Origin of the sequence: Pseudarthrobacter sp. lyk4-40-TYG-27, from assembly GCF_030209295.1 — a bacterium.
GTDB lineage: Bacteria > Actinomycetota > Actinomycetes > Actinomycetales > Micrococcaceae > Arthrobacter.
In genome coordinates, this window is the sequence record NZ_JARVSH010000018.1 from 1 (window position 1) to 22,767 (window position 22,767).

At 67.3% G+C, this 22,767-nt stretch carries 23 protein-coding genes; 8 read left to right on the forward strand and 15 right to left on the reverse strand.

The window, feature by feature from the left end; genetic code table 11:
* Positions 1 to 451 precede the first annotated feature (451 nt).
* From rpsN to rpmB, 3 genes are read right to left on the reverse strand one after another with little or no spacing between them, the layout of a single operon-like run.
* Positions 452 to 757 carry a 30S ribosomal protein S14 gene (gene rpsN / locus QRM96_RS20350; protein ID WP_015938870.1) on the reverse strand — a complete coding sequence of 102 codons (306 nt, stop codon included), beginning with the start codon at positions 755 to 757 and terminating at the stop codon, positions 452 to 454.
* Positions 758 to 759: 2 nt separating this feature from the next.
* A complete protein-coding gene (gene rpmG, locus QRM96_RS20355) occupies positions 760 to 927 on the reverse strand; it encodes a 50S ribosomal protein L33 (RefSeq protein WP_013602737.1) in 168 nt (55 codons plus the stop codon).
* The gene (gene rpmB / locus QRM96_RS20360) at positions 927 to 1,163 is read right to left on the reverse strand and encodes a 50S ribosomal protein L28 (protein ID WP_018763944.1); all 237 of its coding nucleotides are present in this window, start codon (positions 1,161 to 1,163) and stop codon (positions 927 to 929) included. Before rpmB ends, rpmG begins: the two co-directional genes overlap by 1 nt.
* A gap of 317 nt (positions 1,164 to 1,480) precedes the next feature.
* On the opposite strand from rpmB, the gene QRM96_RS20365 reads away from it, so the two are divergent.
* Genes QRM96_RS20365 through QRM96_RS20375 form a run of 3 tightly spaced genes read left to right on the forward strand, consistent with a single transcriptional unit; the run spans position 1,481 to position 4,291 of the window.
* On the forward strand, positions 1,481 to 2,953 hold the full coding sequence (locus QRM96_RS20365) for a ferredoxin reductase family protein (protein WP_285320776.1): 1,473 nt from the start codon (positions 1,481 to 1,483) through the stop codon (positions 2,951 to 2,953).
* Entirely contained in the window at positions 2,950 to 3,486 is a 537-nt protein-coding gene (locus tag QRM96_RS20370) for an FMN-binding protein (protein ID WP_285320777.1), read from the forward strand. Before QRM96_RS20365 ends, QRM96_RS20370 begins: the two co-directional genes overlap by 4 nt.
* Complete coding sequence (locus QRM96_RS20375) at positions 3,470 to 4,291, forward strand: FAD:protein FMN transferase (protein ID WP_502934915.1); 822 nt, start codon at positions 3,470 to 3,472, stop codon at positions 4,289 to 4,291. Before QRM96_RS20370 ends, QRM96_RS20375 begins: the two co-directional genes overlap by 17 nt.
* A 25-nt stretch (positions 4,292 to 4,316) precedes the next feature.
* Here QRM96_RS20375 and QRM96_RS20380 read toward each other — a convergent pair whose 3' ends face one another.
* Positions 4,317 to 5,078 (reverse strand): SGNH/GDSL hydrolase family protein, encoded by a 762-nt coding sequence (locus QRM96_RS20380; protein WP_285320778.1) that lies wholly within the window; start codon positions 5,076 to 5,078, stop codon positions 4,317 to 4,319.
* A 44-nt stretch (positions 5,079 to 5,122) separates the two neighbouring features.
* Complete coding sequence (locus QRM96_RS20385) at positions 5,123 to 5,608, reverse strand: MarR family winged helix-turn-helix transcriptional regulator (protein ID WP_018763939.1); 486 nt, start codon at positions 5,606 to 5,608, stop codon at positions 5,123 to 5,125.
* A gap of 59 nt (positions 5,609 to 5,667) precedes the next feature.
* Between QRM96_RS20385 and QRM96_RS20390 the strand changes: the two genes are divergently transcribed.
* Complete coding sequence (locus tag QRM96_RS20390; protein WP_285320780.1) at positions 5,668 to 5,973, forward strand: YciI family protein; 306 nt, start codon at positions 5,668 to 5,670, stop codon at positions 5,971 to 5,973.
* On the opposite strand, the gene QRM96_RS20395 is transcribed toward QRM96_RS20390, so the two are convergent.
* The 6 genes from QRM96_RS20395 to QRM96_RS20420 all read right to left on the reverse strand — a co-directional run bounded on the left by QRM96_RS20395 (position 5,970) and on the right by QRM96_RS20420 (position 12,136).
* Positions 5,970 to 6,812 carry an SGNH/GDSL hydrolase family protein gene (locus QRM96_RS20395; RefSeq protein WP_285320781.1) on the reverse strand — a complete coding sequence of 281 codons (843 nt, stop codon included), beginning with the start codon at positions 6,810 to 6,812 and terminating at the stop codon, positions 5,970 to 5,972. The two genes, QRM96_RS20390 and QRM96_RS20395, sit on opposite strands and share 4 nt — an antisense overlap.
* Before the next feature lie 260 nt (positions 6,813 to 7,072).
* The gene (locus QRM96_RS20400; RefSeq protein ID WP_285320782.1) at positions 7,073 to 8,125 is read right to left on the reverse strand and encodes a siderophore-interacting protein; all 1,053 of its coding nucleotides are present in this window, start codon (positions 8,123 to 8,125) and stop codon (positions 7,073 to 7,075) included.
* Entirely contained in the window at positions 8,122 to 8,937 is an 816-nt protein-coding gene (locus QRM96_RS20405; protein WP_285320783.1) for an ABC transporter ATP-binding protein, read from the reverse strand. Before QRM96_RS20405 ends, QRM96_RS20400 begins: the two co-directional genes overlap by 4 nt.
* 1 nt (position 8,938) lies before the next feature.
* A complete protein-coding gene (locus QRM96_RS20410; protein ID WP_285320795.1) occupies positions 8,939 to 9,913 on the reverse strand; it encodes a FecCD family ABC transporter permease in 975 nt (324 codons plus the stop codon).
* 41 nt (positions 9,914 to 9,954) lie between these two features.
* Positions 9,955 to 11,037 carry a FecCD family ABC transporter permease gene (locus tag QRM96_RS20415; protein ID WP_285320784.1) on the reverse strand — a complete coding sequence of 361 codons (1,083 nt, stop codon included), beginning with the start codon at positions 11,035 to 11,037 and terminating at the stop codon, positions 9,955 to 9,957.
* A gap of 10 nt (positions 11,038 to 11,047) precedes the next feature.
* Positions 11,048 to 12,136, reverse strand: a complete 1,089-nt coding sequence (locus QRM96_RS20420; RefSeq protein ID WP_018763932.1) for an iron-siderophore ABC transporter substrate-binding protein — start codon at positions 12,134 to 12,136, stop codon at positions 11,048 to 11,050.
* 363 nt (positions 12,137 to 12,499) lie between these two features.
* On the opposite strand from QRM96_RS20420, the gene QRM96_RS20425 reads away from it, so the two are divergent.
* Positions 12,500 to 12,994: an FBP domain-containing protein gene (locus QRM96_RS20425; RefSeq protein WP_026265190.1), complete on the forward strand. Its 495-nt coding sequence runs from the start codon at positions 12,500 to 12,502 to the stop codon at positions 12,992 to 12,994.
* A 42-nt stretch (positions 12,995 to 13,036) separates the two neighbouring features.
* Here QRM96_RS20425 and QRM96_RS20430 read toward each other — a convergent pair whose 3' ends face one another.
* The 3 genes from QRM96_RS20430 to QRM96_RS20440 are packed head-to-tail and all read right to left on the reverse strand — an operon-like array spanning position 13,037 to position 18,802.
* The gene (locus tag QRM96_RS20430; protein ID WP_285320785.1) at positions 13,037 to 16,516 is read right to left on the reverse strand and encodes an ATP-binding protein; all 3,480 of its coding nucleotides are present in this window, start codon (positions 16,514 to 16,516) and stop codon (positions 13,037 to 13,039) included.
* Positions 16,513 to 17,352, reverse strand: coding sequence for a DUF4194 domain-containing protein (locus QRM96_RS20435; RefSeq protein ID WP_285320786.1), 840 nt, complete (start codon positions 17,350 to 17,352; stop codon positions 16,513 to 16,515). The genes QRM96_RS20430 and QRM96_RS20435 overlap by 4 nt, the downstream gene beginning before the upstream one ends.
* Entirely contained in the window at positions 17,345 to 18,802 is a 1,458-nt protein-coding gene (locus tag QRM96_RS20440; protein WP_018763928.1) for a DUF3375 family protein, read from the reverse strand. The genes QRM96_RS20435 and QRM96_RS20440 overlap by 8 nt, the downstream gene beginning before the upstream one ends.
* A gap of 248 nt (positions 18,803 to 19,050) precedes the next feature.
* Here QRM96_RS20440 and QRM96_RS20445 point away from each other — a divergent pair, with 248 nt between their 5' ends.
* The 3 genes from QRM96_RS20445 to QRM96_RS20455 all read left to right on the forward strand — a co-directional run bounded on the left by QRM96_RS20445 (position 19,051) and on the right by QRM96_RS20455 (position 22,317).
* Positions 19,051 to 19,353, forward strand: a complete 303-nt coding sequence (locus tag QRM96_RS20445; protein ID WP_018763927.1) for a hypothetical protein — start codon at positions 19,051 to 19,053, stop codon at positions 19,351 to 19,353.
* A 62-nt stretch (positions 19,354 to 19,415) separates the two neighbouring features.
* Entirely contained in the window at positions 19,416 to 21,416 is a 2,001-nt protein-coding gene (locus tag QRM96_RS20450; RefSeq protein ID WP_285320787.1) for an acyl-CoA dehydrogenase family protein, read from the forward strand.
* Positions 21,417 to 21,480: 64 nt separating this feature from the next.
* Positions 21,481 to 22,317, forward strand: coding sequence for a TIGR04086 family membrane protein (locus tag QRM96_RS20455; protein WP_018763925.1), 837 nt, complete (start codon positions 21,481 to 21,483; stop codon positions 22,315 to 22,317).
* A 21-nt stretch (positions 22,318 to 22,338) separates the two neighbouring features.
* On the opposite strand, the gene QRM96_RS20460 is transcribed toward QRM96_RS20455, so the two are convergent.
* Positions 22,339 to 22,740, reverse strand: coding sequence for a YchJ family protein (locus tag QRM96_RS20460; RefSeq protein WP_285320788.1), 402 nt, complete (start codon positions 22,738 to 22,740; stop codon positions 22,339 to 22,341).
* Between the last annotated feature and the right edge of the window lie 27 nt (positions 22,741 to 22,767).

Below are 22,767 nucleotides of genomic sequence, written 5' to 3' on the forward strand. Positions count from 1 at the left end.
AGTCGCAGATCGCTCCGGAGCAACTTTCCAAACTTACCCGATCCCCCACCCCAACGCAAATCCATCACTCAGGATCTGAATCGAATTGAAGACCAGCCCCACCGATTTCCAGCACCCTGAAGAGCAACCAGATTTTGGCTTTGATTTGGGGTTTGTGGCCGCCCGGTGATCAGTTCTTCACTGTCTCCCCCGCGGCGACTTAGAAAACAATACACGCCCACCGGCGTCACCGCAAACCGGCCCTCCCAGCGGAGTACATCCCCGGAATTCCGCGGCGAAACGGGCCAACTGGCACCCAGGCCGCCTCCCGCCGTCGTCATCCCGCCGTGTGTGCTGCCGCACAGGGCGCACACATGCTCAACCACCACCCGCGGCGTGGGTTAAACGCAGAAGGGCCGGCAACCACATGGTTGCCGGCCCTCCTCAAGCAGCTGGTATCAGCAGTGCTGGATTACCAGGAAGACTTGGTGATGCCCGGGAGCTCACCGCGGTGAGCCATGTCGCGGAAGCGAACACGCGAGATACCGAACTTCTGGAAGGTACCGCGGGGACGGCCGTCGATGATGTCGCGGTTGCGCAGACGGATCGGGGACGCGTTGCGGGGCAGCTTCTGCAGGCCCAGGCGGGCTGCTTCGCGTGCTTCGTCGGTTGCGTTTTCGTCAACCAGGGTCTTCTTCAGCTCGAGGCGCTTCGCAGCGTAACGCTCAACGATGACCTTGCGCTGCTCGTTGCGAGCAATCTTGGACTTCTTAGCCATGTTTAGCGCTCCTCTCGGAATTCAACGTGCTGGCGGATCTTGGGGTCGTACTTCTTCAGGACCATGCGGTCAGGATCGTTACGACGGTTCTTGCGGGTTACGTAGGTGTAACCCGTGCCCGCGGTCGACTTGAGCTTGATGATCGGACGTACGTCCTTGTCCTTAGCCACTAGAGCTTCACCCCACGAGCCAGAATGTCGGCGACGACTGCGTCGATGCCGCGCACGTCGATGGTCTTGATGCCACGTGCAGAAACCTGCAGCGTGACGTTACGGCGCAGGGACGGAACCCAGTAGCGCTTCTTCTGAATGTTCGGATCGAACCGACGCTTGTTGCGGCGGTGCGAGTGCGAAATGCTGTGCCCAAAGCCCGGCTCGGCTCCGGTCACTTGGCAGTGTGCTGCCATGACTTCTCCTCAAGAATTGAAAGTAATGATCCGCATATCTGCTGCTGGACCATGCTGCTAAGGGCGACCCAAAAGTGAAGAAGGGCAACGGTTAGTCACGCAACTTGAGCCCCTAACTACCGGCCGCCCTGGAGAAAATTACCGGGCAACCGGAGCAATTGCGCACGCTCCGCGCACTTAGCGCCTACCAAGTCTACGAGTTGACGCAATTAAAGACCAATCGGGTGTATAAGGGCGGCAGCGGGACCGAAAGGTCACAGCAGCTTGTTCCCCCTTTTCACAGCAGGGACATAGCTTCCCACAGCAATCTTGGAGGCATGAACACGCAGCTCCTGCCGACAACACCGGCCGCAAGCAGCTCCGGCCGTCCGGAGCGCCCTTCCTTGTCCACACCACGGCCCGTCCGCGACCGGTTCGCCGGCCAGCACAAGCAGCGCATGCTCCGCACCGACCTCCTGACCGTGATTGCCTGGGCCTCCGTTGCCGCGGCCATTGCCCTCTGGCTGGCGGACGGCGGGGCTTCGACCATCACATCCCCCGCGGGGCTGTTCACCGCGGGCGGGATCGTGGCCGGACTGGCGGGTATGGACCTTGTCCTGCTCATGCTGCTCCTGGCCGCAAGGATCCCCTTCATTGACCGGACCATCGGCCACGACCGCGCCCTGGAATTCCACGGCAAGCTGGGCAAGCCCTCCCTCTACCTGCTGTTGGCCCACGGCGTCCTGATCGCCATCGGGTACGGCATGGCGGAGGGGCTCGACCCTGTCACCGAGTCCGTCAACCTCTGGATGCAGGTCCCCGATATGTGGCTGGCGTTCGTCTCCATGGCCCTGTTTATCGCCGTCGTGGTGACGTCCCTGGTGGCCGTCCGGCGCCGCTTCCCGTACGAGTTCTGGTACGTGGTGCACCTGCTGACCTATGCCGCCGTCGCCACCTCAATCCCGCACCAGTTCAGCGTGGGCGGGCTGTTCGCCGCGGGGACCTGGCAGCGCTGGTATTGGCTGGCCATCTGCATCTCCACCGGAACGGCACTGGTGTACTTCCGCATCCTGGAACCGGTACTGGCCACCCTCAGGCACCAGCTCACTGTGGCCAAGGTCGAGTCCGTGGCGCCCGGCGTCGTGAACATCGTCATGCGCGGCCGGCAGCTGGACCAGCTGGCGGGGACCGGCGGACGCTTCTTCATCTGGCGGTTCCTGGCCCCGGGAATGTGGTGGCATCCGCACCCGTTCAGCCTCTCTGCCGAGCCCGTCTTCACCGGCCCCGACGGCCAGGGAACCATGCGGATCACCGTCCGCAACCTGGGCGACGGATCGGCCGGTCTCCTCCGGCTCCGCAAGGGAACCAAAGTGGCGCTGGAGGGACCGTACGGCCTGCTCAGCACCGCTGCCCGCACCAAGAACAAAGTGGTCATGATCGGTGCCGGCATCGGCATCACTCCGCTGCGCGCGCTGCTGGAAACCACGCCGTTCGGCCCCGGGGAGGCGAGCGTCCTGCTCCGCGGCCACACGGAGCAGGAACTCTATCTCAGCCGCGAAATCCTGGAGCTCTGCCAGGAACGCGGGGTCAGGCTCTTCCACCTCACCGGGCCGCGGTCCCATGGCCGCTCCACCTGGCTCCCCGAGGACGCCGTGCGCAACGGCTACAGCCTCACCTCCTACGTCCCGGACATCAAGGACGCAGACGTCTACGTCTGCGGACCGGCCACCTGGGCGGCCAACGTCATAGCGGACGCCGCGAATGCCGGCGTCCGCGAGGACCAGATCCATCACGAAAGGTTTGACTGGTGAAAATACGCGGACTCGCCGCTGCCGCCTTTGCCTCCGCCGGGATTCTCCTGGCGGGCTGGCAGGCCGGCACGCAGGTATCAGGCATCAGCACCGTCGCTACAGGCACGACGGCAACAGGCACCACGGGCGCCACCGGCACCGGCGCATCCGGGACGGGTTCCTCCACCGCTTCGGGTTCCTCCGGCACAACAGGCTCGTCCAGCACGTCGGGGACGACCGGCTCCTCGAGCTCGTCCGGTTCGTCGGGTTCCACCGCCTCCGGCACCTACAAGGGCACCACTGTGCAGACCAGGTTCGGCCCCGTGCAGGTCCAGATCACGGTGGCGAACGGCAAGATCACGGATGTCACGGCCCTCCAGCTGACCAACACCGACGGCAAGTCAATCCAGATCAGCAACCGTGCAGCCCCCCTGCTCCGCAGCGAGGCGCTGGCTGCCCAGTCGGCCGGCATCAAGACCATCAGCGGCGCCACCGTCACCAGCAACGCCTACCTCACCTCACTCCAGGCAGCGATCGATGCAGCGCACCTCTAGCCCGTTGCCGGCGCAAACCGGCACCCCGGCCCTGAAAGCCCGCACCTTCGAGTGCATGGGTACGGTCATCAGCCTGACCATGCCCGTCGGAATGGCCGCGGAAGGGCAGCCTCGGCTTGACGAGCTCGCCGCCGCCACCGCCGTCGTCGAACGCCTTTTCCGGGAACTCGACGAAACCTTCAGCCTGTACCGCCCGGACTCCGAAGCCAGCCGGCTGGCCCGCGGGGAACTGACGCTGCGGACGGCCTCTGCGCAAATGCGGGAACGGTACGCGGAAGCGCACGAATGGCGGCTGCGCACGGAAGGCGCTTTTACCCCCGAGAGGCCCGACGGCGTCCTTGATCTGTCCGGCCTCGTCAAAAGCCACGCAATCCGCGAGGCCGGGACTTCGCTCCTGGCCCTGGGCCGGCGCGACTGGTGCCTCAACGCCGGCGGCGACGTCCTGGTGAGCGGCTCGCCCCGGCCCGGCAGCACGGAGCCGTGGAAGGCCGGGATTGTGGATCCGGCGGACCGCCGCACCCTGATCACCGGGTATGCGCTTGGGGCGGGCGGCCAGCACGCAGCCCTTGCAACGTCAGGTTCCGCCGAGCGGGGCGAGCACATCTGGCGGCTGGGCGGTGGGACGGAATTCGTCCAGGTCACCGCGGCCGCGGCGGACATCGTTACCGCCGATGTGCTGGCCACGGCAATCGTTTCCGGCGGAATGCCGATGCTGAACCTGGCCGCTGACTCCTGGGATGTTGCCGTATTGGCGATCCGCGCCGACGGCTCGATGCTGGCCACTCCGGCGTTCCGGCACGCCTGAGGACGGCGGCCGGACACTGCGGGGGTCAGAGACGCGTGAGCTGGGCGTACTTGGGCCGGAGGTTGTCCCCGGACGACTTGCCGGTGACCCGGCGGACCACCCACGGGGCCGCATATTCCCGGAACCATTGGGCGTTGGCGCGGAGCGCCTCCCTGCCGCTGAGTTCGGGGACCGGCGTCATGGGCGGGATGTTGATGGAGTGGTCATATTTGAGGACTTCGAGCACACGCTTGGCCATGTTGGCGTGGCCCGCAGCGGACATGTGCATCCGGTCGTGGGCCCACATGCCCCAGTCGTAGTACTCGCTGAAGCGCCAGTAATCCACCAACAGCGCACCGTGGTCCCCCGCGATGCCGCGGACCAGCTCGTTATAGATAGCCGTCCGGCCGCGCATGGTGCCGAAGACCTTTGACCCCCGGGCATCGAAGCCGGTGAACATCACCACGGTGGCGCCGGTAGCGGCCAGCCGGCCGACGGCGTCGTTGTACTCCACCAGCAGTTCGTCGATGTCCACGCGTGGCCGGAGGATGTCATTGGCACCTGCGTAAATACTCACCAGTGTGGGCTTGAGTTCGACGGCGGCGTCCACCTGCTCGGCAAGGATCTGGCGGAGCTTCCTGCCGCGGATGGCCAGGTTGGCGTAGCCGAAGCCGGGATCGGCGGCGCACAGTTGTTCGGCCAGGCGGTCGGCCCAGCCGCGCACGCCATTGGGGCGGGCGGGGTCGTCGTCGCCAACGCCTTCAGTGAAAGAATCGCCCAGGGCCACGAACCGGGAAGTGAAATCCATGCGGTAAGTTTGCCATCCGTTGCCGGAAGCAACCAATCGGCGGCTCAGCCCTTGGTTTCGCGCAGGATCCAGTGGTCAGTGTCCAGCCGTCCGACAACTTTTTCGCCGATCCGCGCCAGGTCCAGGACGTCCTGTTCGGTCAGGGCATCGAGGAACAGGTCCCGGACATCCTCAACGTGGCGGGGTGCCAGCCCCACAATGGTCGCCATGCCTTCCTCGGTGAGGTGCGCCGTCGTGACCCGCGCATCGTGGGGATGCGGCCGGCGCTCCACCCAGCCCCGTTTTTGGAGCTTCGTCACCACATGGGAGAGGCGGGACAGGGAAGCGCTGCTGCGGGCGGCCAGCTCACTCATGGGCAGGAACCGGTCCTCGGCTTCGGAGAGCATGGCCAGGACGGTGTAGTCGAAAAGGGACAACTTCCCCGCGCCGTGCAGCCTGGTATCAAGCGCCGCAGGCAGCAACGTGTTGATGCTCACCAGCGCCAGCCAGGCACGGCGTTCGTCTGCGTTGAGCCATCGGGGTTCGGTCATGAGCCCATTCTACGATTGATCTTTCAAGTAGCCTGTTGCGACGCCGGTAGGCTTGGCCCATGTATGTTGTCTCCCTCACCTACCGCGTGCCCCAGGAGATCGTCGACTTCCATAACGACGCCCACATCGCCTGGCTACAAAAGGCCTTCGACGACGGCGTGTTCATCGCCGCGGGCCGCAAGATTCCGCGTACCGGAGGATTGTTGCTGTCGCAGGCGGACCGCGCCACCCTCGACGCCAGCCTGGCGCAGGACCCGTTCTACTCCAACGGGGTGGCCGATTTCGAGGTGCTGGAGTTCCATGCCGGCCGGGTGGCGCCGGGGTATGAAAACCTGCTGGACACCCCGCCCGCCCAGACCGGCTAAGGCACGGCGCCGTCGTCGGGCGTTTCCGCCGCAAGCTTCTTCAGCCCTTTGCGCGGGACCTTCACCGGCTCCGGCCAGCGCGGGGTGAGCGTATCCCCCAGCGTGACGCCGCGGAGCTTGCGGCCGAACAGCGGCAGGACCCAGTCGTGGACCCAGCGCCGCTGCTGCTGCTCCCATTCGCGCACGCTGAGCCGGGCGGCCGGTTCCCAGTCCTTGCGCTTGATCTTGTGCGGTACGCCCAACTGGTCCAGCACCTGCCCGGCAAGGTATTTGTGGCCGGCCTTGGACATGTGGAGCCGGTCCGAGTCCCACATCCTCCGGTCATGGAAGGCGTCCAGGCACCAGTAATCCACCAACAGTGCCCCGTGCTTCGCGGCGATCTCCCGGACCCGCTGGTTGTAGTAGGCATTGCGCTTCTTCAGCGGCTCCAGCAGCGCCGAAACCTTGACGTCGAACCCGGTGAAGAGGACCACGGTAGCCCCGGTCCCTGCGAGTGTGGCGACGAATTGCTCGTAGTCCGCCATCAGCGCGCCCATGTCCGTCTTCAGGTCCAGGATGTCGTTGCCGCCGGCGTAGAGCGTGATCAGCGTGGGCCGCATGCGCAGGGCGGGCTCCAATTGTTCGTCGATGATGTGCCTGAGCCGCTTGCTCCTGATGGCCAGGTTGGCGTACTTCCAGCCGGGCTGCGCTTTGGCCAGTTTCTCGGCCACCCGGTCCGCCCAGCCCCGCACCCCGTTGGGCAGCCGCTCATCCCGGTCCCCCACCCCTTCGGTGAAAGAGTCCCCCAGGGCAACAAACACCCGCCGCCCGGAGTCAGGAAGCAAGGATTCAGGCACCACGCCAACCTAGCCACAACAAAGTAAGCGCAGGGAAAGCCGAGGTAAAGCTTGGGTGACGGAGAGGCTCTAAGCCGGCGACGCTGTTTCGCGTAGCAGCGCATCGCCGACCGGAGCGGAGAGAGGCCGCCCGCGGCCGGAACGAAGTGCAGGGAGGAAGGGCGGACCCGAGGGCCCCGAACTGAGCTTGCGAAGTTTGGGAAGGGTCCAACCGCTAAGCGACGGCGAAATAGTGTCGCCGGCGCACCCAGGCGCAGGAAGACTCAGCCCTCGGCTTTGCCCTGCCGCCAGTACCCCATGAACGCCACCTGCTTGCGGTCGATGCCTACCTCGCGGACCAGGTACCGGCGCAGGTCCCGGATGGCGGCCGCTTCGCCGGCGATCCAGGCGTAGAAGGGCATGGCACCGGCGGGCAGGCTCGGATTCCTGGAGGCGGTGACGGCGGCGGCCTCCATCCGGGCGGGCGTTTCCCAAAGGATGTCCACGTCGACGTTGACGTCTTCGGGCTCCGGCCCCGCGCCGCCGCCGTCCGCGGTGATGCCCACCCAGCCCGGCACGGGGACGGCCTTGCGCACTGCCTCCTGCAGCAACTGGCCGTGCGGCCTGGACCTGCCGATGGCGGCACCGCGGGCCAGCCAGGTGATCTCGATGTCCGCCGGGGAGCTGAGTTCCAGGAAGTCCGCGGGCTGCTGGACCTCGAGGAACGCGTGCCCGCTCATGTAGGGGGGAAGGGTTTCCAGGATCGCGGAGATCGCGGGGACGGCGGTTTCGTCGCCGGCGAGCAGGATGCGCTGGGCCAGCCCGGGACGCCATTCGATGCCGGAGTAGGTTTCCGCGGTGACGCAGTGCGCTGCGCGGTTGTTGGGGCCGATGATGGTCAGGGAATCGCCCGGTTTGGCGTTCACGGCCCAGTTCGCAGCCGGGCCGGAGGCGTCCATGGGCAGCCCGCGGTGATTGCCGTGCAGGGCGAAATCAACGTCGATCTCCGGGTACACCGCGTCCAGCCTGGCCTCCCGGACGGTATAGGTCCGCATGGCGCCGCGGACGGCCGGGTCCATGGCAAGCCAGTCCCGGTACCAGCCCGGCCGGATGGTGTTGAAGGCCGGGAGCGGCAGTTCGGTGCCGTCGGCGGCGAGCGAGGGGATCAGCAGTTTGATCCGGAGGTCAAGGGTGTCGCCGTGGACGCCGAACCCGCGCAACGAGTACCCGCCGAAGGTGATCCTGCGGAAGTTGGGACTGAGGTCGCGGACCGAGGTGACGCTGACCTCGAAGGCCAGGCTCATCGGCTGGGTGGCGGCGGTTTCGCGGGTCTTCATGCGACGGGCTCCAGTTCGTTGGCGGTGGCGTGATGGCGGCCGATGGGAATGATGAGCGGGGTCCCGGAGACGGGGTCGGGGATGACGCGGCTTTCGAGGCCGAAGACGTCGCGGACCAGGTGTTCGGTCACCACGTCGGCGGGGGTGCCGGCGGCCGTTACGTCGCCCTCCTTCATGGCGATGATGTGGTCTGCGTAGCGTGCGGCGAGGTTGAGGTCGTGCAGGACGATGGCCACCGTGGTGCCCCGTGTGCGGTTCAGGTCCGTGACCAGGTCCAGGACTTCCACCTGGTGCGCCAGGTCGAGGTACGTGGTGGGTTCGTCCAGCAGCAGCACCTCCGTTTCCTGCGCCAGCGCCATGGCAATCCAGGCGCGCTGGCGCTGGCCGCCGGAGAGTTCGTCCACCTCGCGCCCGGCCAGGTCCAGCGTCCCGGTGGCTTCCAGCGCGCGCTGCACGGCTGCTTCATCGTTGCCGCTCCAGCTGCGGAACAGGCCTTGGTGCGGGTAGCGGCCACGGCCCACCAGGTCCCGGACGGTGATTCCGTCCGGGGCGGCGGGATGCTGGGGAAGCAGGCCGAGGGTGCGGGCCAGTTCGCGGGCCGGGCGGGCATGGATGTCCTTGCCGTCCAGGGTCACGGCCCCGGCCGCCGGTTTGAGGAGCCGGGACAGGCCGCCCAGCAGGGTGGACTTTCCGCAGGCGTTCGCACCGACGATCATGGTGACCCTGCCTTCGGGGATCCGGATGCTGAGCCGGTCCACCACGCGGCGTTGGTCGTATTGCAGTGTCAGGCCGTGTGCTTCCAGGACGGGCACGTCAGGCGTCCTTTCTGTTGGCTGTGACCAGGAGCCACAGCAGGAACGGGGCGCCGAGCGCGCCGGTGACCACTCCCACCGGCAGGACGGTCCCGTCCAGCAGCAGCGGGGCGAGGTTGGCGGCGAAGTAGTCCGCCGCGAGGACAATCAGGGCACCCACCAGGGCCGACGCCGGCAGGCCGGATTTGCCGGTGAAGCGGCGGGCGATGGGTCCGGCCAGGAAGGCGACGAATGCGACCGGCCCGGCCGCCGCCGTCGCCACCGCCGCGAGCGATACCGCAATGACCACGAGGGCCAGGCGGGTGCCGGCGACGCGGAGTCCCAGTCCGGCGGCGGCGTCGTCGCCCAGTTCCAGGATCCGCAGCGGCCCGGCAAGGAACACGACGGCGGGAACCAGCACCGCGAGCGCCAGGAACAAGACGCCGGCCCGGTCCCAGTTGGCGGAGTTCAGTGAGCCGTTCAGCCAGACCAGGGCGTCGGCGGCGGTCCGGATATCGGCGCGGGTCATCAGGAAACTCACCACTGCCTGCAGGGCGGCGGCGATGCCTACACCGGCCAGGACGAGGCGGTTCCCGGCTGCGTTTCCCCGGCCGGGCCCGCGGTTCCTGCCGCTGGAGATCGCATGGATCAGGACGGCCACGGCGAGCGCACCGGCCAGCGCCGCCCCGGACACCGTGGCACCGGATGCGCCGAAAACAACGATGGCAACAACGGCCGCCGCGCTGGCACCGGAGCTGATGCCTATGACATCGGGGCTGGCCAGCGGGTTCCGGAGCATGGTCTGGAAGAGGGCGCCGGCCAGTCCGAACGCAACTCCGATCATGGTTCCAACCACGGCATGCGGAAGCTTGTTCTCCATCACGATGAAGCTGGCGCCCGGAATCTTCCGGCCGCCGGTGAGATGGTTGGCGACGATGGTGAAGAAGTCGGGGACGGTGACCGTGTAGCTGCCCAGCAGGACGGACACGAAGAACATCACCACTACGGCGGAGGCCAGCACGGCAGTCCGGTGGACCCTCACAGCCCGGCTCCCTTCCCGCGGCGGATCAGCCAGACGAAGACCGGGGCGCCGACGAGGGCTGTCATGATGCCGGCCGGGACCTCGCCGGGCAGCAGCACCACGCGCCCGATGATGTCTGCCGCGAGCAGCAGCGCCGGAGCGGCCACCAGGGAGAAGGGAAGGATCCAGCGGTAGTCCGGACCGGTGAGGAAACGGACGGCGTGCGGCACCACCAGGCCGACGAAGCCGATGGGACCCGCCAAAGCCGTGGCCGTACCGCACAGCAGGACGATTCCCAGTGCCGTCACGGCACGGGCGGCGCCAACACGCTGTCCAAGCCCGCGGGCGGTGTCGTCGCCCAGGGCCAGGCTGTTGAGGATCCTGCCGCTCAACAGCACAATGAGTGCGCCTGCGGCCAAAAAGGGCAGGCCGGGAAGCAGCACGGACCAGTCCCTGCCGGCGATTCCGCCGACCTGCCAGAACCGGAACCTGTCCAGGGTGTCCTGGCTGGAGACCAGGATGACGTTCATGAGGGAGGAGAGCCCGGCGCTCAGGGCAGCCCCCGCAAGCGCGAGCTTGACCGACGTGGCGCCTTCCCGGCCCAGCGATGCGATGAGATACACCAGGACGGCGGCGGTTGCGGCGCCGATGAAGGCGAACCAGATGTATCCGGAAAAGCCGGTTACGCCGAAGACGTAGATGCCGGTCACCACCGCCAGGGCTGCACCGGCGTTGACGCCGATGATGCCGGGATCGGCCAGCGGGTTGCGGGCAACTCCCTGCATGGCCGCGCCGGCCAGCCCCAGGGCGCCGCCGGCCAGCAGGCCAAGGACAGTCCGCGGAATCCGCGCCTGGACCACGGCATGGTCCCCGTTCGCGGGATCGAACGCTGCCAGCGCCTGCCACACCGTGCCGAGTGGAACATCCCGGGCACCCACCGCCAGCGACGCCCCGGCCATGAGTACCAGCACGACGACGGCGGCAGCCAGCCAGGCGGCGTGCTTCCTTTCCGGGGCGTTGCCGCGGAGGGGAGCGGCCGACGCCCGGGCCGGCACCCGGGTGCCGGCGTCCGCCGCGGGACGTGCCGTCGTCGTACTCATGGCGCTGGACCTACTTCACTGCATCCGCTGCGCCGGCGAGCTGCGGCAGGAAGGTGTCCAGGGACCACGGCAGGCTCAGCGGCGAGGATGCCGAGATGGAAAGGGTCAGGGTGTTGTCCGAATCGGCCACCAAGGCGCCGTTTTTGATGGCGGGGATCTGGCCCAGCAGGGGGTCGGCCTTGATGGCGTCCGTGGTGGACGCGTCGGGGACCCAGGTGACGAAGATGTCAGAGGCCAGCTCGTTGGCTTTTTCCGCGGACCACGGGATGTAGAACTCCTTGGAGCCCTTGGAGTTCTCTGCCACCACCGGTGCCAGGGTCATGCCGATTTCGGTGAGGAACCGGGGACGGTTGTCGTTGGCCGTGTAGACGTTCACGCCGTCACCCTTGGCGGGCTCGAGGTTGCCGTAGATGAAGCTCTTGCCGGCGATCTGCGGGTACTTGGCGACCTTGTCCTTGACGGTGGCTTCGGTGTCCGCCACCAGTTGTGCTGCCTGCGCTTCCTTGCCCAGGGCTTTGCCGATGATGGTGGTTGAGTCCTGCCAGGAGGTTCCGTACGCCACCTGGGGGTGGGCCACCACGGGGGCGATCTCGCTGAGCTTCTTGTAGTCCTCCTCGGTGAGGCCCGAGTAGGCGGCGAGGATGACGTCGGGGCTGAGCTTGGCGATCTCGGTGAAGTTGATGCCGTCGGCTTCGGAGTACTGGACCGGCGCTTTGGCCGAACCGAATCCGGCACCCAGTTTTTCCAGGGCGGCGTCCTTCCACGGGGTGGAGCCTTTGCTGTTGCCGCCCCATTCGTTCTTGGGGACGCCGACGGGCACCACGCCCAGGGCGATGGCGACGTCGTCGTTTACCCAGGAGACCGTCGCCACCCGGGTGGGCTGCTTCTCGATGGTGGTGCTGCCGAACACGTGCTCGATGGTGACCGGGAACGCCGTGCTGCCGCTGGCGCTGGTGGCGGCGGTTACGGAGGCAGCGGGGCCGGTGGAGCAGCCAGAGAGCGTGAGCGCGGCTGCGGCGAGGATGGCTGCCGCTTTACCGGTGGAGGAGAAGAGGCTCCGGCGGGTGGGGAGGGGACCAGGGAAAAGGGGGGACGTCACGGGGCTCCTTCAAGGGGGCGGATGAAAACTTAAGTAAGGCTAACCTATGTAAATCATCATTACGCAACATTTTTGTCACCTAATCCCGGTTGGGTGACCAACGCCACATCCACGTGCCGTTCCTTGGACAGTTGGCTCCCAATTTGGCAGGATGGCCTTGCCGGGCCGGACGAAGCCGCCCGGAACGCTGAACAAACGCTGAACATCGGACAGGACAACAGGAAATGCGCATGCAGAGGGCTATCACGGCCGCCGCTGCCATGGAGAGCGGGGTGGCCGCTTTGGCCTGCTCCGCGGAGACTGACTGACTCCCCTGTTACCTTGGCCCGGATCCGGGCCGCCCACTGCTACGAAAGTTCAGCCATGCAATCAGTCACGCCCCAGCAAATCCGCTCATCCTTCGTCAACGCCAGCCGCTCGGAAGCGGCGAAACTGACGCTGCCCAAAAACTTCGATTCCCTCGACTGGGACAGCCTTGAGTTCCTGGGCTGGCGGGACGGAAAGATGCCGCTGCGCGGTTACCTGGTGGTCCCCGGTCCGAAAGGCCTCACCGGAATCATGCTCCGGGCCCCCGAGGGAGGCGTCCGGAAGAACCGTTCCGTGTTGTGCGAACTCTGCCGGGACGTCTTCTCCAAGGAGGACGTCCTGCTCTGGGTCGCCAAGCGCTCGGGCCAGTCGGGGCGCGACGGCAACACCGTCGGCACCCTGATCTGCGCCGACTTCCTCTGCTGCGGCAACGTCCGCAGGGAACCGCCGGCCAACGAGATCAACCCGGACCCCGCCGTCGTCGTGCAGCGCCAAATCCAGGGGCTGCAGGACCGCACGGCCCAGTTCCTGGCCAGGGTTCAGTCCAAGTAACCAGTGCAGCCCAGGTAACCGGCGCACTCCACGTGCTGCCGGTTACCGCAGGACGATATCCACCGGGTTCGCCTCGGACCGCCAGGCGCCTTCTTCCCCCGGGCGGGGGCGGATGACCGGTGCGGTCAGGACGCCGGAACGGTTGGTGCGTTTGTCACGCAGGATTTCGGTCACGGAGCCCAGGTGCCGGGACAGGTCGATCACGTTTTCGGGCGCAGCCAGCAGCAGCTGGAACCCGAATTCGTGCAGCGCCTTGATCCCGGCTCCGGCGAACTCCTCGGACGCGAGCACGAAGGCCTCGTCCATCATCACCGTGCCGTAGGTGGTGAAACCCTGCTCGGCAATTCCCAGCTGGTAGCTCAGGGCGGCGGCCATGATGAACGCCGTGAACCGCTGCCGCTCGCCACCGGACATCGATCCGGTGTCGGCGTGCATGAACACTTCTGTCTTCCTGCTGCCGCCCTTCTTTCCCGAGGTGGGGGCGGCGACTTCGCGGTGTTCCTTGCACTGGATGAACAGGTGGCCGCGGACGTCCAGGACCTCGGCGCGCCAGCGCCGGTCCTCCGGCGCCTGCGACCCCAGCCGCTTGACCAGCGTCTCAAGGGACTTGTAGCGGGCGGTGAGCTCGGCGTCGTCGTCCCTGTCCGGACCGGAACCGTCTGAGCGGCCTGCCTCCGCCTTCGCGGGCCGGGTGTGCCGTGCCTTCAGCGCGTTCTGGATGGCGTCCTTGAACTGCTTGGCAGTGGGCGGCAGCGTCTGTTTGATGTCCAGTTCCAGGTAGCTGCCCTCATGGAAGTTGACCTGGGACAGGATGCCGTTCAGCGGGAGGATGCGGCTGGTGATGGAGCGCCGTTCCTCGTCCAGCAGGTGCAGCAGGGTGCTGAAGGACTCGTGCGTGCGCTGGTTGAAGAACTGCCGGAACTCGGCCTCCTGCGCGGGCAGGCCGTCATTCACGATCGCGTGGTAGCGGGACTCAAACTCGCTGGCCGCGCCAATGCTGGTTCCGTGGTCGGCAGAAATGGCGCTGCCCCACTCCCGGACGAAGCCCTCGAAGATGCGGGTGAGGCGCTCGGCCGTGGCCTGTCCCCGCGACTCGGCTGCGTGCAGTTCGCCCAGCAGGGCCGTCCGTACCCGGTTGGCCAGGTTGTCCAGTTCATGCATTTCGGTCACGTCGCCAAATTCCGCGAAGTGCGGTTCGAGCGCTGCCTCAGTGGCGTCCGACGGCGGAGCCTGGGCCAGGCGGACGCGCGCGGCTTCGAGCAGCGCGTCCGCGCCCGTCAGCTGGCGGTCCAGGGCCTTGTATTCGCTTTGCAGGACTGCCGCCGACTCGGTGCTGGACTGGTGTTTCTGCCGGACCTCCTCGATGGTGGCGCGGAGCGGTTCCAGGTCCGCTTGGGCGGCCAGGGCATCCTTGAGCCGCTGCTCGATCCGGGCGAGCTCGTCCGCCGCGACAGCCGCGGACACTTGTTCCCACGGGCGGTCGTCCTCGGCGATGCGGCGCAGGGCATCGAGCTGGCGGCTCATGCCCTGGTGCGAGTCCTCGCGGCTCTGGGCCAGTTCTGCGGCCTTGGCCACTTCCTGCCGGAGGTCCTCCACCTGGCCGGCAACCAGTTCGAGCTTGGCGGCGTTGTCGAAACCGAGCACGTAGTCCTGGCGGCTGGTGAAGCGGTCGTCCTTCTCCACCGTGTGCCGGTTCCGCTTGACCACGCCGCCCAGGCTCAGGCCCTTCTCCAGGGCTGCGAGTTCGTCCGGATCCTCGACGCACGGGTAGGCAAAGTCCAGTGCGATCCGCTCGCGGACCCATTCGCCGGCCTCGGCCACCGCACCGGCGGCGAGGATGTCCAGCTTGGCCAGCAGGTCGCCGTCGCGCACGTCCTCCACGGCGAGCGCGCCGCCTGCCAGCGGCTTGGAGACGTCCACCGCCCGCAACGCGCCGCGGACGTTATGGTCGTTGAGGTACCGGGTCACGGCACCGAAGTGCTCCCCCGGCACCAGCAGGGTGGTGGCCAGGCTCCGGAGCGCGCGCTCCGCTGCCGGGCGCCACCGCTCCTCGCCTTCGGCGAGGTCCATGAGCTCGCCTGCGAACGGCATCCGGTCCTCCGGGATCCCCGTGGCGGCGGCGATCGCGGCGCGGTTTTCAATGCTCGACGGCGGCAGGAGGGATTTGCGCGTTTTCAGCGACAGGAGTTCCTGCTCGGCGGCCGCAAGCTCCCGTTTGCGGGTGGCATGGGCGTCGAACGCCTCGAACCGGAGCTCCTGCAGGGCCTGTGAATCGTCCTTCAGCTCGGCCGACCTCGCCGCCGCCTGTTCGTGCGCCTGCTCCCAGCCGGCCGCGCTCCACTCAAGCTGCAGCCCGGCGTCGGACAAGGCCTGCTGGGCCGCCTCTTCCACCTGGCGGCGAAGCTTCAGCCCCACCCGGGCGTTCTCCAGGGACTGCTCGATCGCCGAGATGGCGTTGCCGCCCTGGTTGTTGTAATCGGTCTCCAGCTGCCGAAGCTCCTTGGCCAGGCCGTCACGGACCGCACGTTCGGCGCCGAGCTCCTTGGCCTTCGCCTGCGCCAGCTCACGGAACCGGACCAAGGTTTTCTGGTGGACCTCGACCGCCAGCTTCTGCTTGTAGGCCTCGAACTCCTCCCCCACAAGGTCCCTCAGCCGGTTCGCGTCCAGCAGGGACTGCGCGTATTCACGGTTCAGTCCCGGCACCGGGGCCAGCTGGTCGCGCTGCTGCCGGACGTCCTCCAGCCGCTGGCGGATGGACATCAGGTTGCTGAACTCCTCCACCACGTCATCCGCGGCGGCCAATGTTGCAGGGGCATCCAGCACCTGGTCGCGGAAAAACGTGTTGACGCTGCCGCCCAGCCCTTTCCCCGCCTGGATGACGCGCAGCAAAGGCAGCGCCTGGTCCGAGCTGATTCCCAGCAGCCGGCGGAAGCGTTCAGCGAACGCCTTGTGGACATCGAACACCTGCGCGTGCGGGAAGATCGTTTCCAGTGCGCCCTTGGTGAAGCGCTTGTCCGCGATGCCTTCCACGGCTTCCAGGTCCAGCGGCACGTTGTCAATCAGGTAGAACCGGCCCACGCTGGACTCGGTCCCGTTCTTGGGCAGGTCGAACAGCGCCGAGACCGTCACCCTGGTGCCGGCGGCGTTGTCGAACGTCAGCGCGACGGCGGACCAGGTGGCACCCGGGCGCTGGAACGCACTCGCCGAGCCGTCCCCCACGGCCTTGTCCCCCACCTTGCCGCGCATATAGGTGAAGGTGGTGCGCTTGTCCTCCACCGCACCGCCGGAACGCTGCGCCGCCGCCTCGTTGGACCGCGGCCGCGCATCGAACACCCGCAACATGGCATCGAACAACGTCGACTTGCCCACGCCGGAGTTACCCGTCAGCAAGGTGCCGTTCCGGTCCACATGCATGGTGTGCGCGCCGTGGAACGTCCCCCAGTTGACCACCTGCACCAAGGCAAGCCGCATCTGGCCCGGGTTGGTCACGTCCCCGAGCGGGAGCATGCTTGCGATGGTCACTTGGTCACCTCATTCGTGGTTTCGGACGCCTCGTCACCATTGGCAGCGTCGTCCTCTGCTCCATCCTCGGCACCTGTCTCAGCGTCGCCGTCAAGATCCAGGAGCGGTTCAGTTCCCGACTGGTCCGCGGACGCCGCCACCAGCGCTTCGATGTGGGCCGGGATGTCGCCGATGTTTTCGAACGGCAGCGCCAAGGGCAGGGCGTTGGAGATGGTGTAGACATCCTCCAGGCCCGTGGGGAGCAGGAGCTGGCGGGCCAGGAGCTTGGTGATGGCACGGGTCACCACATCCGAATCGCGGAGGGCGTCCTGCTGGCCCGCCGGCTGGTAGTGCGCCACCAGGTCCGTGATCTCCTCCCGGGTGATGGTGGGGTCCGTCTGGGCGGTGACGTGCCGGTCCAGGAGCAGCCGGAGCCGGAGCAGGACGATGGTTTCAACCCGGCTCAGCGCGCGCTGCTGGCGCAGGATGCTGGACCGGGTGCTGCCGCCGATGACCTCCGGGTCGACGGGACGGAGGACGGCGATCTTCCGCTCATGGTCCAGCTGCAGGGTGAGGAACAGCTCGGAGAGGCGGCTCCGCAGGATCAACTGGTTGTCCAGCAACACCGTCCACAGCTTCTCGTCACGGCCGCCATCGATGTACGGGCCCTTGAGGAGCTTGACCAGCGCCTGCCGCACCTTCATCGGCAGCACGCCGGTATCGCCGGGGAACAGGGCTGCGCCGTCCACGAAGGTGTCCCGGGGGGAGACCACTCCGGGGGTGGGGCTCGGCGACACCGGGGTTTCGACAGGCTCAGCCACCGGCTCGTCCAGCGGTGTCGTGATTTCCTCAGTCATCTGAATCCTTTGCGAGCGTGACCACGGGCAGGTAGGCCCTGCGGGTGGAACCGTCTATCTGTTCGAAGTCCAGGCCGTCCCAGGCCCCGCGGTTGAAGTCGGCACCCCGGTGCAGGGCTTCGGAGAGGAGGGCGCGAATGGTGTTGATGTGCTGCTCCCCGGGTGGCAATTGCTGCCAGGCGTCAGCGAGCGTTGCAGCCCCCGCCATGGCCGCGCGGACCACCGCGGGCTTGGCTTTGCCGGTCCTCGGCGAGCGCACCCGGTCCGAGTCCGTGAAGGCGATGGGATCGGCCAGGCGGGGCGGAGCCGCGAACTCGTCGGGATCGAACAGCTTCACCATGGACAGCGACTCGAAGCCCGCGTTGTACAGGACCGGGCCAGGCACCAGGCCGGGGCGTTCACGCTCGTACGGCAGTGACCGGATGGCCTGCTCCGCCTCCCGCAGCACCTGCCGGAGCCGGACCGACTGGCGGAAATCGTCACTCTGGACGTACGTGTTGAGGCTCTCGCTGAGCTTGCCGTAGATGCGCTGGATCTGGCTGTGCTGCTGCCGGAGCTCCGCCACCAGGTTTTTCAGGGTCTCCCGGTCCTCGGGTGAGAGGTCGTCGGCGAACTGGCGGCTCAGGACTTCGCCGATGGCGGACCGGAACCGGAGCTGCTGCTGCGGGTCCTCCAGGAAGGCGGTGAAGGACCGGAACGTCCGGCCCTCCGGGCTCTGGCGGAGCCGTTTGTCCGCCTCCAGCACCTGCGCCATGGTGGCGCCCTTGGTCAGCGACTCCTCAATGATCTGGTTGCGCAGGCCACCCACCAGTTCCTCGATCCTGTCGCGCATCTTCTTGTAGTCCGCGGGCAGGCTGGCGGCCAGGTCCAGGATGTTCCCGGCGGCCTCCACTGCCTCGTCATCGTCCAGGAGGCCGTCGAACTCGCCGGTGCTGATGTCCTCGATGAGCTGCTGCCGCTCCTCGATTTCCTCTTCCAGGGCCTCCAGGCGCGCACTCTGGTCCGGGTTGGTTTCGTTGGCGAGCTTCTCCACGTCCCCCAGCAGGGTGCCCAGCCGGGAACCGTTCAACGTGGACCGTTCGCTGGAGAGGCTGTCCAGGAAGGCCAGCACGCGCGCTGCCGGTTCGGTGACCTCGTACACGATCTGGCCTGACTGGTTGCGGCGGGTCAGGAACTGCCGCCGGGTCCACTCGTCGCCGAAGGATTTTCCGTTGGCCCCTCCGCCCAGCCCGGGTTCCTGGCGCCGCAGCTCCTCAAGGAAGGAGTCGACGTCGGCATGGAATTCCTCCAGCGGCAGCTGCGGCCGGGTGCGGGTGAAGGAAGCCTGCAGCACCGCGATCACCCACGGCGCCGAACGCGTCAGCGCCCAGGCGGGTCCCTTGGTGAGGAGTTCGAGGTCCCGAAGCCGGGCGCTGATGGCGTCAGCGGATGACCTGGCGGAGCGGGGCACGCACTCTCCTTGGGATCGGGTGGCGGGGGCGGCAGCGGGGGTGGACCGGAAAACTGCCAACTACAAGGTTAACGCAGGCCGCCGCGACCACTCCGTGACCTACCTCCGGGTAGTATCTCGATCCCGTATCAACAGCCCCTCCAGCCCCACCCGCCTCTGGCTGGCGGCGGGACTGTCCCCCTACGCTTCAGCTACTGGTCTTCACCACAGCAGTCTTTCGCCACCGCAACGCCGCAGCAGGGGGATTCATGCAGTTCGATCTGAGCACAGTGGAAACAGCCACCTTGGTTTTCATCGGGACGCTGGTGTTCGGCGCGGTCCTGGCCGGATTCGTCCTGGCCGCCGGGCTGGTCGCCCTGGTGGTGCTGGGCGCCGGGAAGCTCACGTGGACGGTGCTGTCCACCACGCTCCTGGCGGTGGTCCACGGAATCAACGCCGGGTGGGACAGGCTGGTCCACCGTGCGGCCGCCGTCGATCTGTCCGGCGATTTCCAGGGGCAAACGGCCCCTGGCACGGGAACCTACCCGCGGGTAATCTTGAGTGACAGCTGAAGGGTTCTCCAACCCGGCGGATCCATGGCTACACCGGCCATTCCGGCCCGAGGAGATAACCCATGAGCTCCGCAACTGACAGCCAGGCCAAAGACGCCCCGGCTGAGGAAATCCCCGTTCCGGCCGGCAACATCGGGGCCGGAGCCACCGCCGAAGATGCCAGGGCCGTCGCAGAGGCCGCCCGCGAAACCGGCTGGGACCGCCCCAGCTTCGCCAAAGGCCTCTACCTGGGCAGCTTCGACCTCGGCCTGGTCCACCCCTGGCCGGCCGCCGATCCGGCGTCCGTGGAAAAGGGCGAGGCCTTCATGGCCCGCCTGACCGAATACGCCAAGTCCATGTCCGGGCGGATCATTGAACGGGACGCAAGGATTCCTGACGAGTACATCAGGGACCTGGCCGCCCTGGGCGTCTTCGGCATGAAGATCCCGGAGGAATACGGCGGCCTGGGCCTCTCACTGGTGTACTACGGCCGGGCGCTTGCCCTTCTCGGCAGCGTCCATCCCAGCCTGGGAGCGCTCATCTCCGCCCACCAGTCCATCGGCGTTCCGGAGCCGGTCAAGGTCTTCGGCACGCCCGCGCAGAAACGCGAATACCTTCCCCGCTGCGCTGCCGGCGCCGTCACGGCGTTCCTCCTCACGGAACCGGACGTCGGCAGCGATCCCGCCCGGATGGGCAGCACGGCAACGCCAACGGACGACGGCGAGGCGTACCTCCTGGACGGTGTGAAGCTGTGGACCACCAACGGCGTGATCGCCGAACTGGTGGTGGTGATGGCCCTGGTTCCCGCCCACACCGACGCCGCAGGCACCACCCACAAAGGCGGCATCAGCGCCTTCGTGGTGGAGATGGACTCGCCCGGCATCACGGTGGAGAACCGGAACGCCTTCATGGGCCTGCGCGGCATCGAAAACGGCGTGACCCGTTTCCACCAGGTGCGGGTTCCCGCCGCGAACCGGCTGGGCCGCGAGGGCCAGGGCCTGAAGATTGCCTTGACCACCCTGAACACCGGCCGCCTGGCGCTGCCGGCGCTGTGCGTGGCCTCGGGGCGTTGGAGCCTGAAGATTGCCCGCGAATGGTCCAACGCCCGCACCCAGTGGGGCCGGCCCGTGGGCGAACACGAGGCCGTGGGCAAGAAGATCGCGTTCATCGCGGCGTCCGCCTTCGCCTTGGACGCAGTCTTTGAACTCGCCGCCGAACTGGCGGACGCCGGGCAGAAGGACGTCCGCATCGAAGCCGCGCTCGCCAAACTCTGGGCCACGGAGATCAGCTGCCGGATCGCGGACGAGTTGGTGCAAATCCGCGGCGGCCGCGGATTTGAAACGGCCGAGTCGCTGGCGGCCCGAGGCGAACGAGCGGTACCGGCCGAGCAGCAGTTGCGCGACATGCGGATCAACCGGATCTTCGAGGGGTCTTCCGAGATCATGCGGTTGCTTATTGCCCGGGAGGCCGTGGACGCGCATCTGGCAGCCGCGGGCGACCTCGCGTCCCTCGATGCGAGCCTTGCCGATAAAGCCAGGGCCGCCGTCGGCGCCTCCGGTTTCTACGCAAAATGGCTGCCCAAGCTGGTGGCGGGCGCTGGCATGGACCCGCGCTCCTACAGCGACTTCGGCCGGCTGGCCAAGCACCTGCGCTTCGTGGAACGCTCCTCGCGCCGGCTGGCACGGCAAACCTTCTACGGCATGGGCCGGTGGCAGGCAAAGCTGGAGCGGAAGCAGGCCTTCCTGGGCCGCATCGTGGACATCGGCGCCGAACTCTTCGCCATGACCGCATGCTGTTCCCGCGCTGAAATGCTGCTTCGCACCTCCCCCGGTACGGCCGCGGGCGCCTACGAACTTGCCGATGCCTACTGCGAGCAGGCAAAAGTGCGGGTGGACGAGTACTTCGAGCAGTTGTGGCGGAACACGGACGACGCCGACCACGCGCTGACCCGCAAGGTCCTCGCCGGCGATTACACCTGGCTGGAAGCCGGCGTGCTTGACCAGTCCGAGGGGACCGGCCCGTGGATCGCCGATGCCTCTGCCGGGCCGTCCAGGAAGGAAGACCTGCACCGCAAATACCGGTAAAACCGCAGGTCACGAAATAATAAGCACGCTTGCTATCGGTGGGGGCGAGTGGTTGAGTTAGTTCATGAGCAGCTCAACGGACCCAGAGAACCTGCCTCCCCGCCATGCCCGGGAGGATGAGACCTCCCGCCGCGGCAACCCCCGCGCGGACGCAGCGGAGGATCCCGCCACACGGTCGATCGACCAGGCACCGGCCCGCCCGCGCGAGCGGGAACGCGACCGGGACTACGGCGCCGCCCCGTCCGCTGAGCGGGAGTACCGCCCTGCCCCCGCTACTGCTGCGGCACCCGTGGTGGACCCGGCGCTCGCGGACAGGGAAACCGCCGTCGCCCGCCAAAAGGAACGGTTCGGCGGCATCAAAGCCGGCTCTGCGTTCTTCGGCTGGCTCACCGCCACCGGAATGGCCGTGCTGCTGACTGCATTGGTTGCTGCTGCCGGGACCGCTGTGGGGCTGGCCAACAACACGGATGTCAACGCGGCCGTGAACCAGGCCGCGCAGAACAGCGGCACCGTGGGGCTGGTGGGCATCATCGTCCTGCTGGTGATCCTGTTCCTCTCCTACTATTGCGGCGGTTACGTCGCCGGCCGGATGGCGCGCTTCAACGGCGCAAGGCAGGGTCTCATGGTGTGGATCTGGGCCCTGATCGCGGCCGTCGTGGTCGCCATCCTCGGCCTCGTGGCGGGTCAGCAGTTCAACGTCCTGGCCAACCTCAACAGCTTCCCGCGGATCCCCGTCAACGAGGGCCAACTGACCACCACCAGCATCATCGCAGCCGTGGTGGTGGCGGCTGTGGCCCTGGTGGGCGCCGTCCTCGGCGGCCTTGCGGGGATGCGGTTCCACCGCAGGGTCGACCGTGCCGGTTTCACCCCGGACAGCGAGTACTACGACGACGGCGAGTAGCCCGCAGGCGGCGCGCCGCTGCTAGGGGGACAGGATGTCGCCGTCCACATAGAGCCACCGGCCGCCTTCGCGGACAAACCTGCTGGCTTCATGGAGAACCCCGCGGTCCGCACCGTGCCGGTAATGGGCCTTGAACTCCACAGTCCCTTCGGTGTCGAACGGGCCGCCCTGGCTGGTGGCAACGATGTCGAGGCGCCGCCACTGCATGGCCGGATCCAGGTCGAGGCCGGCCGGGACCGTTGACGGATGCTGGGTCCGGAGCAGGTAGGCCTCATCCAGCCGGGCAAACGCGCTGTAGCGGGACCGCATCAGCTGCTCCGCGGTTGAAGCTTCCGCCGTGCCGGAATGGAACCTGCCACAGCACTCGGCGTACTGTTCGCCGGACAGGCACACACAGTTCGCGGACTCATTCGATTCGGTCATCCGGTGATGCTGTCACATCGGGTAACA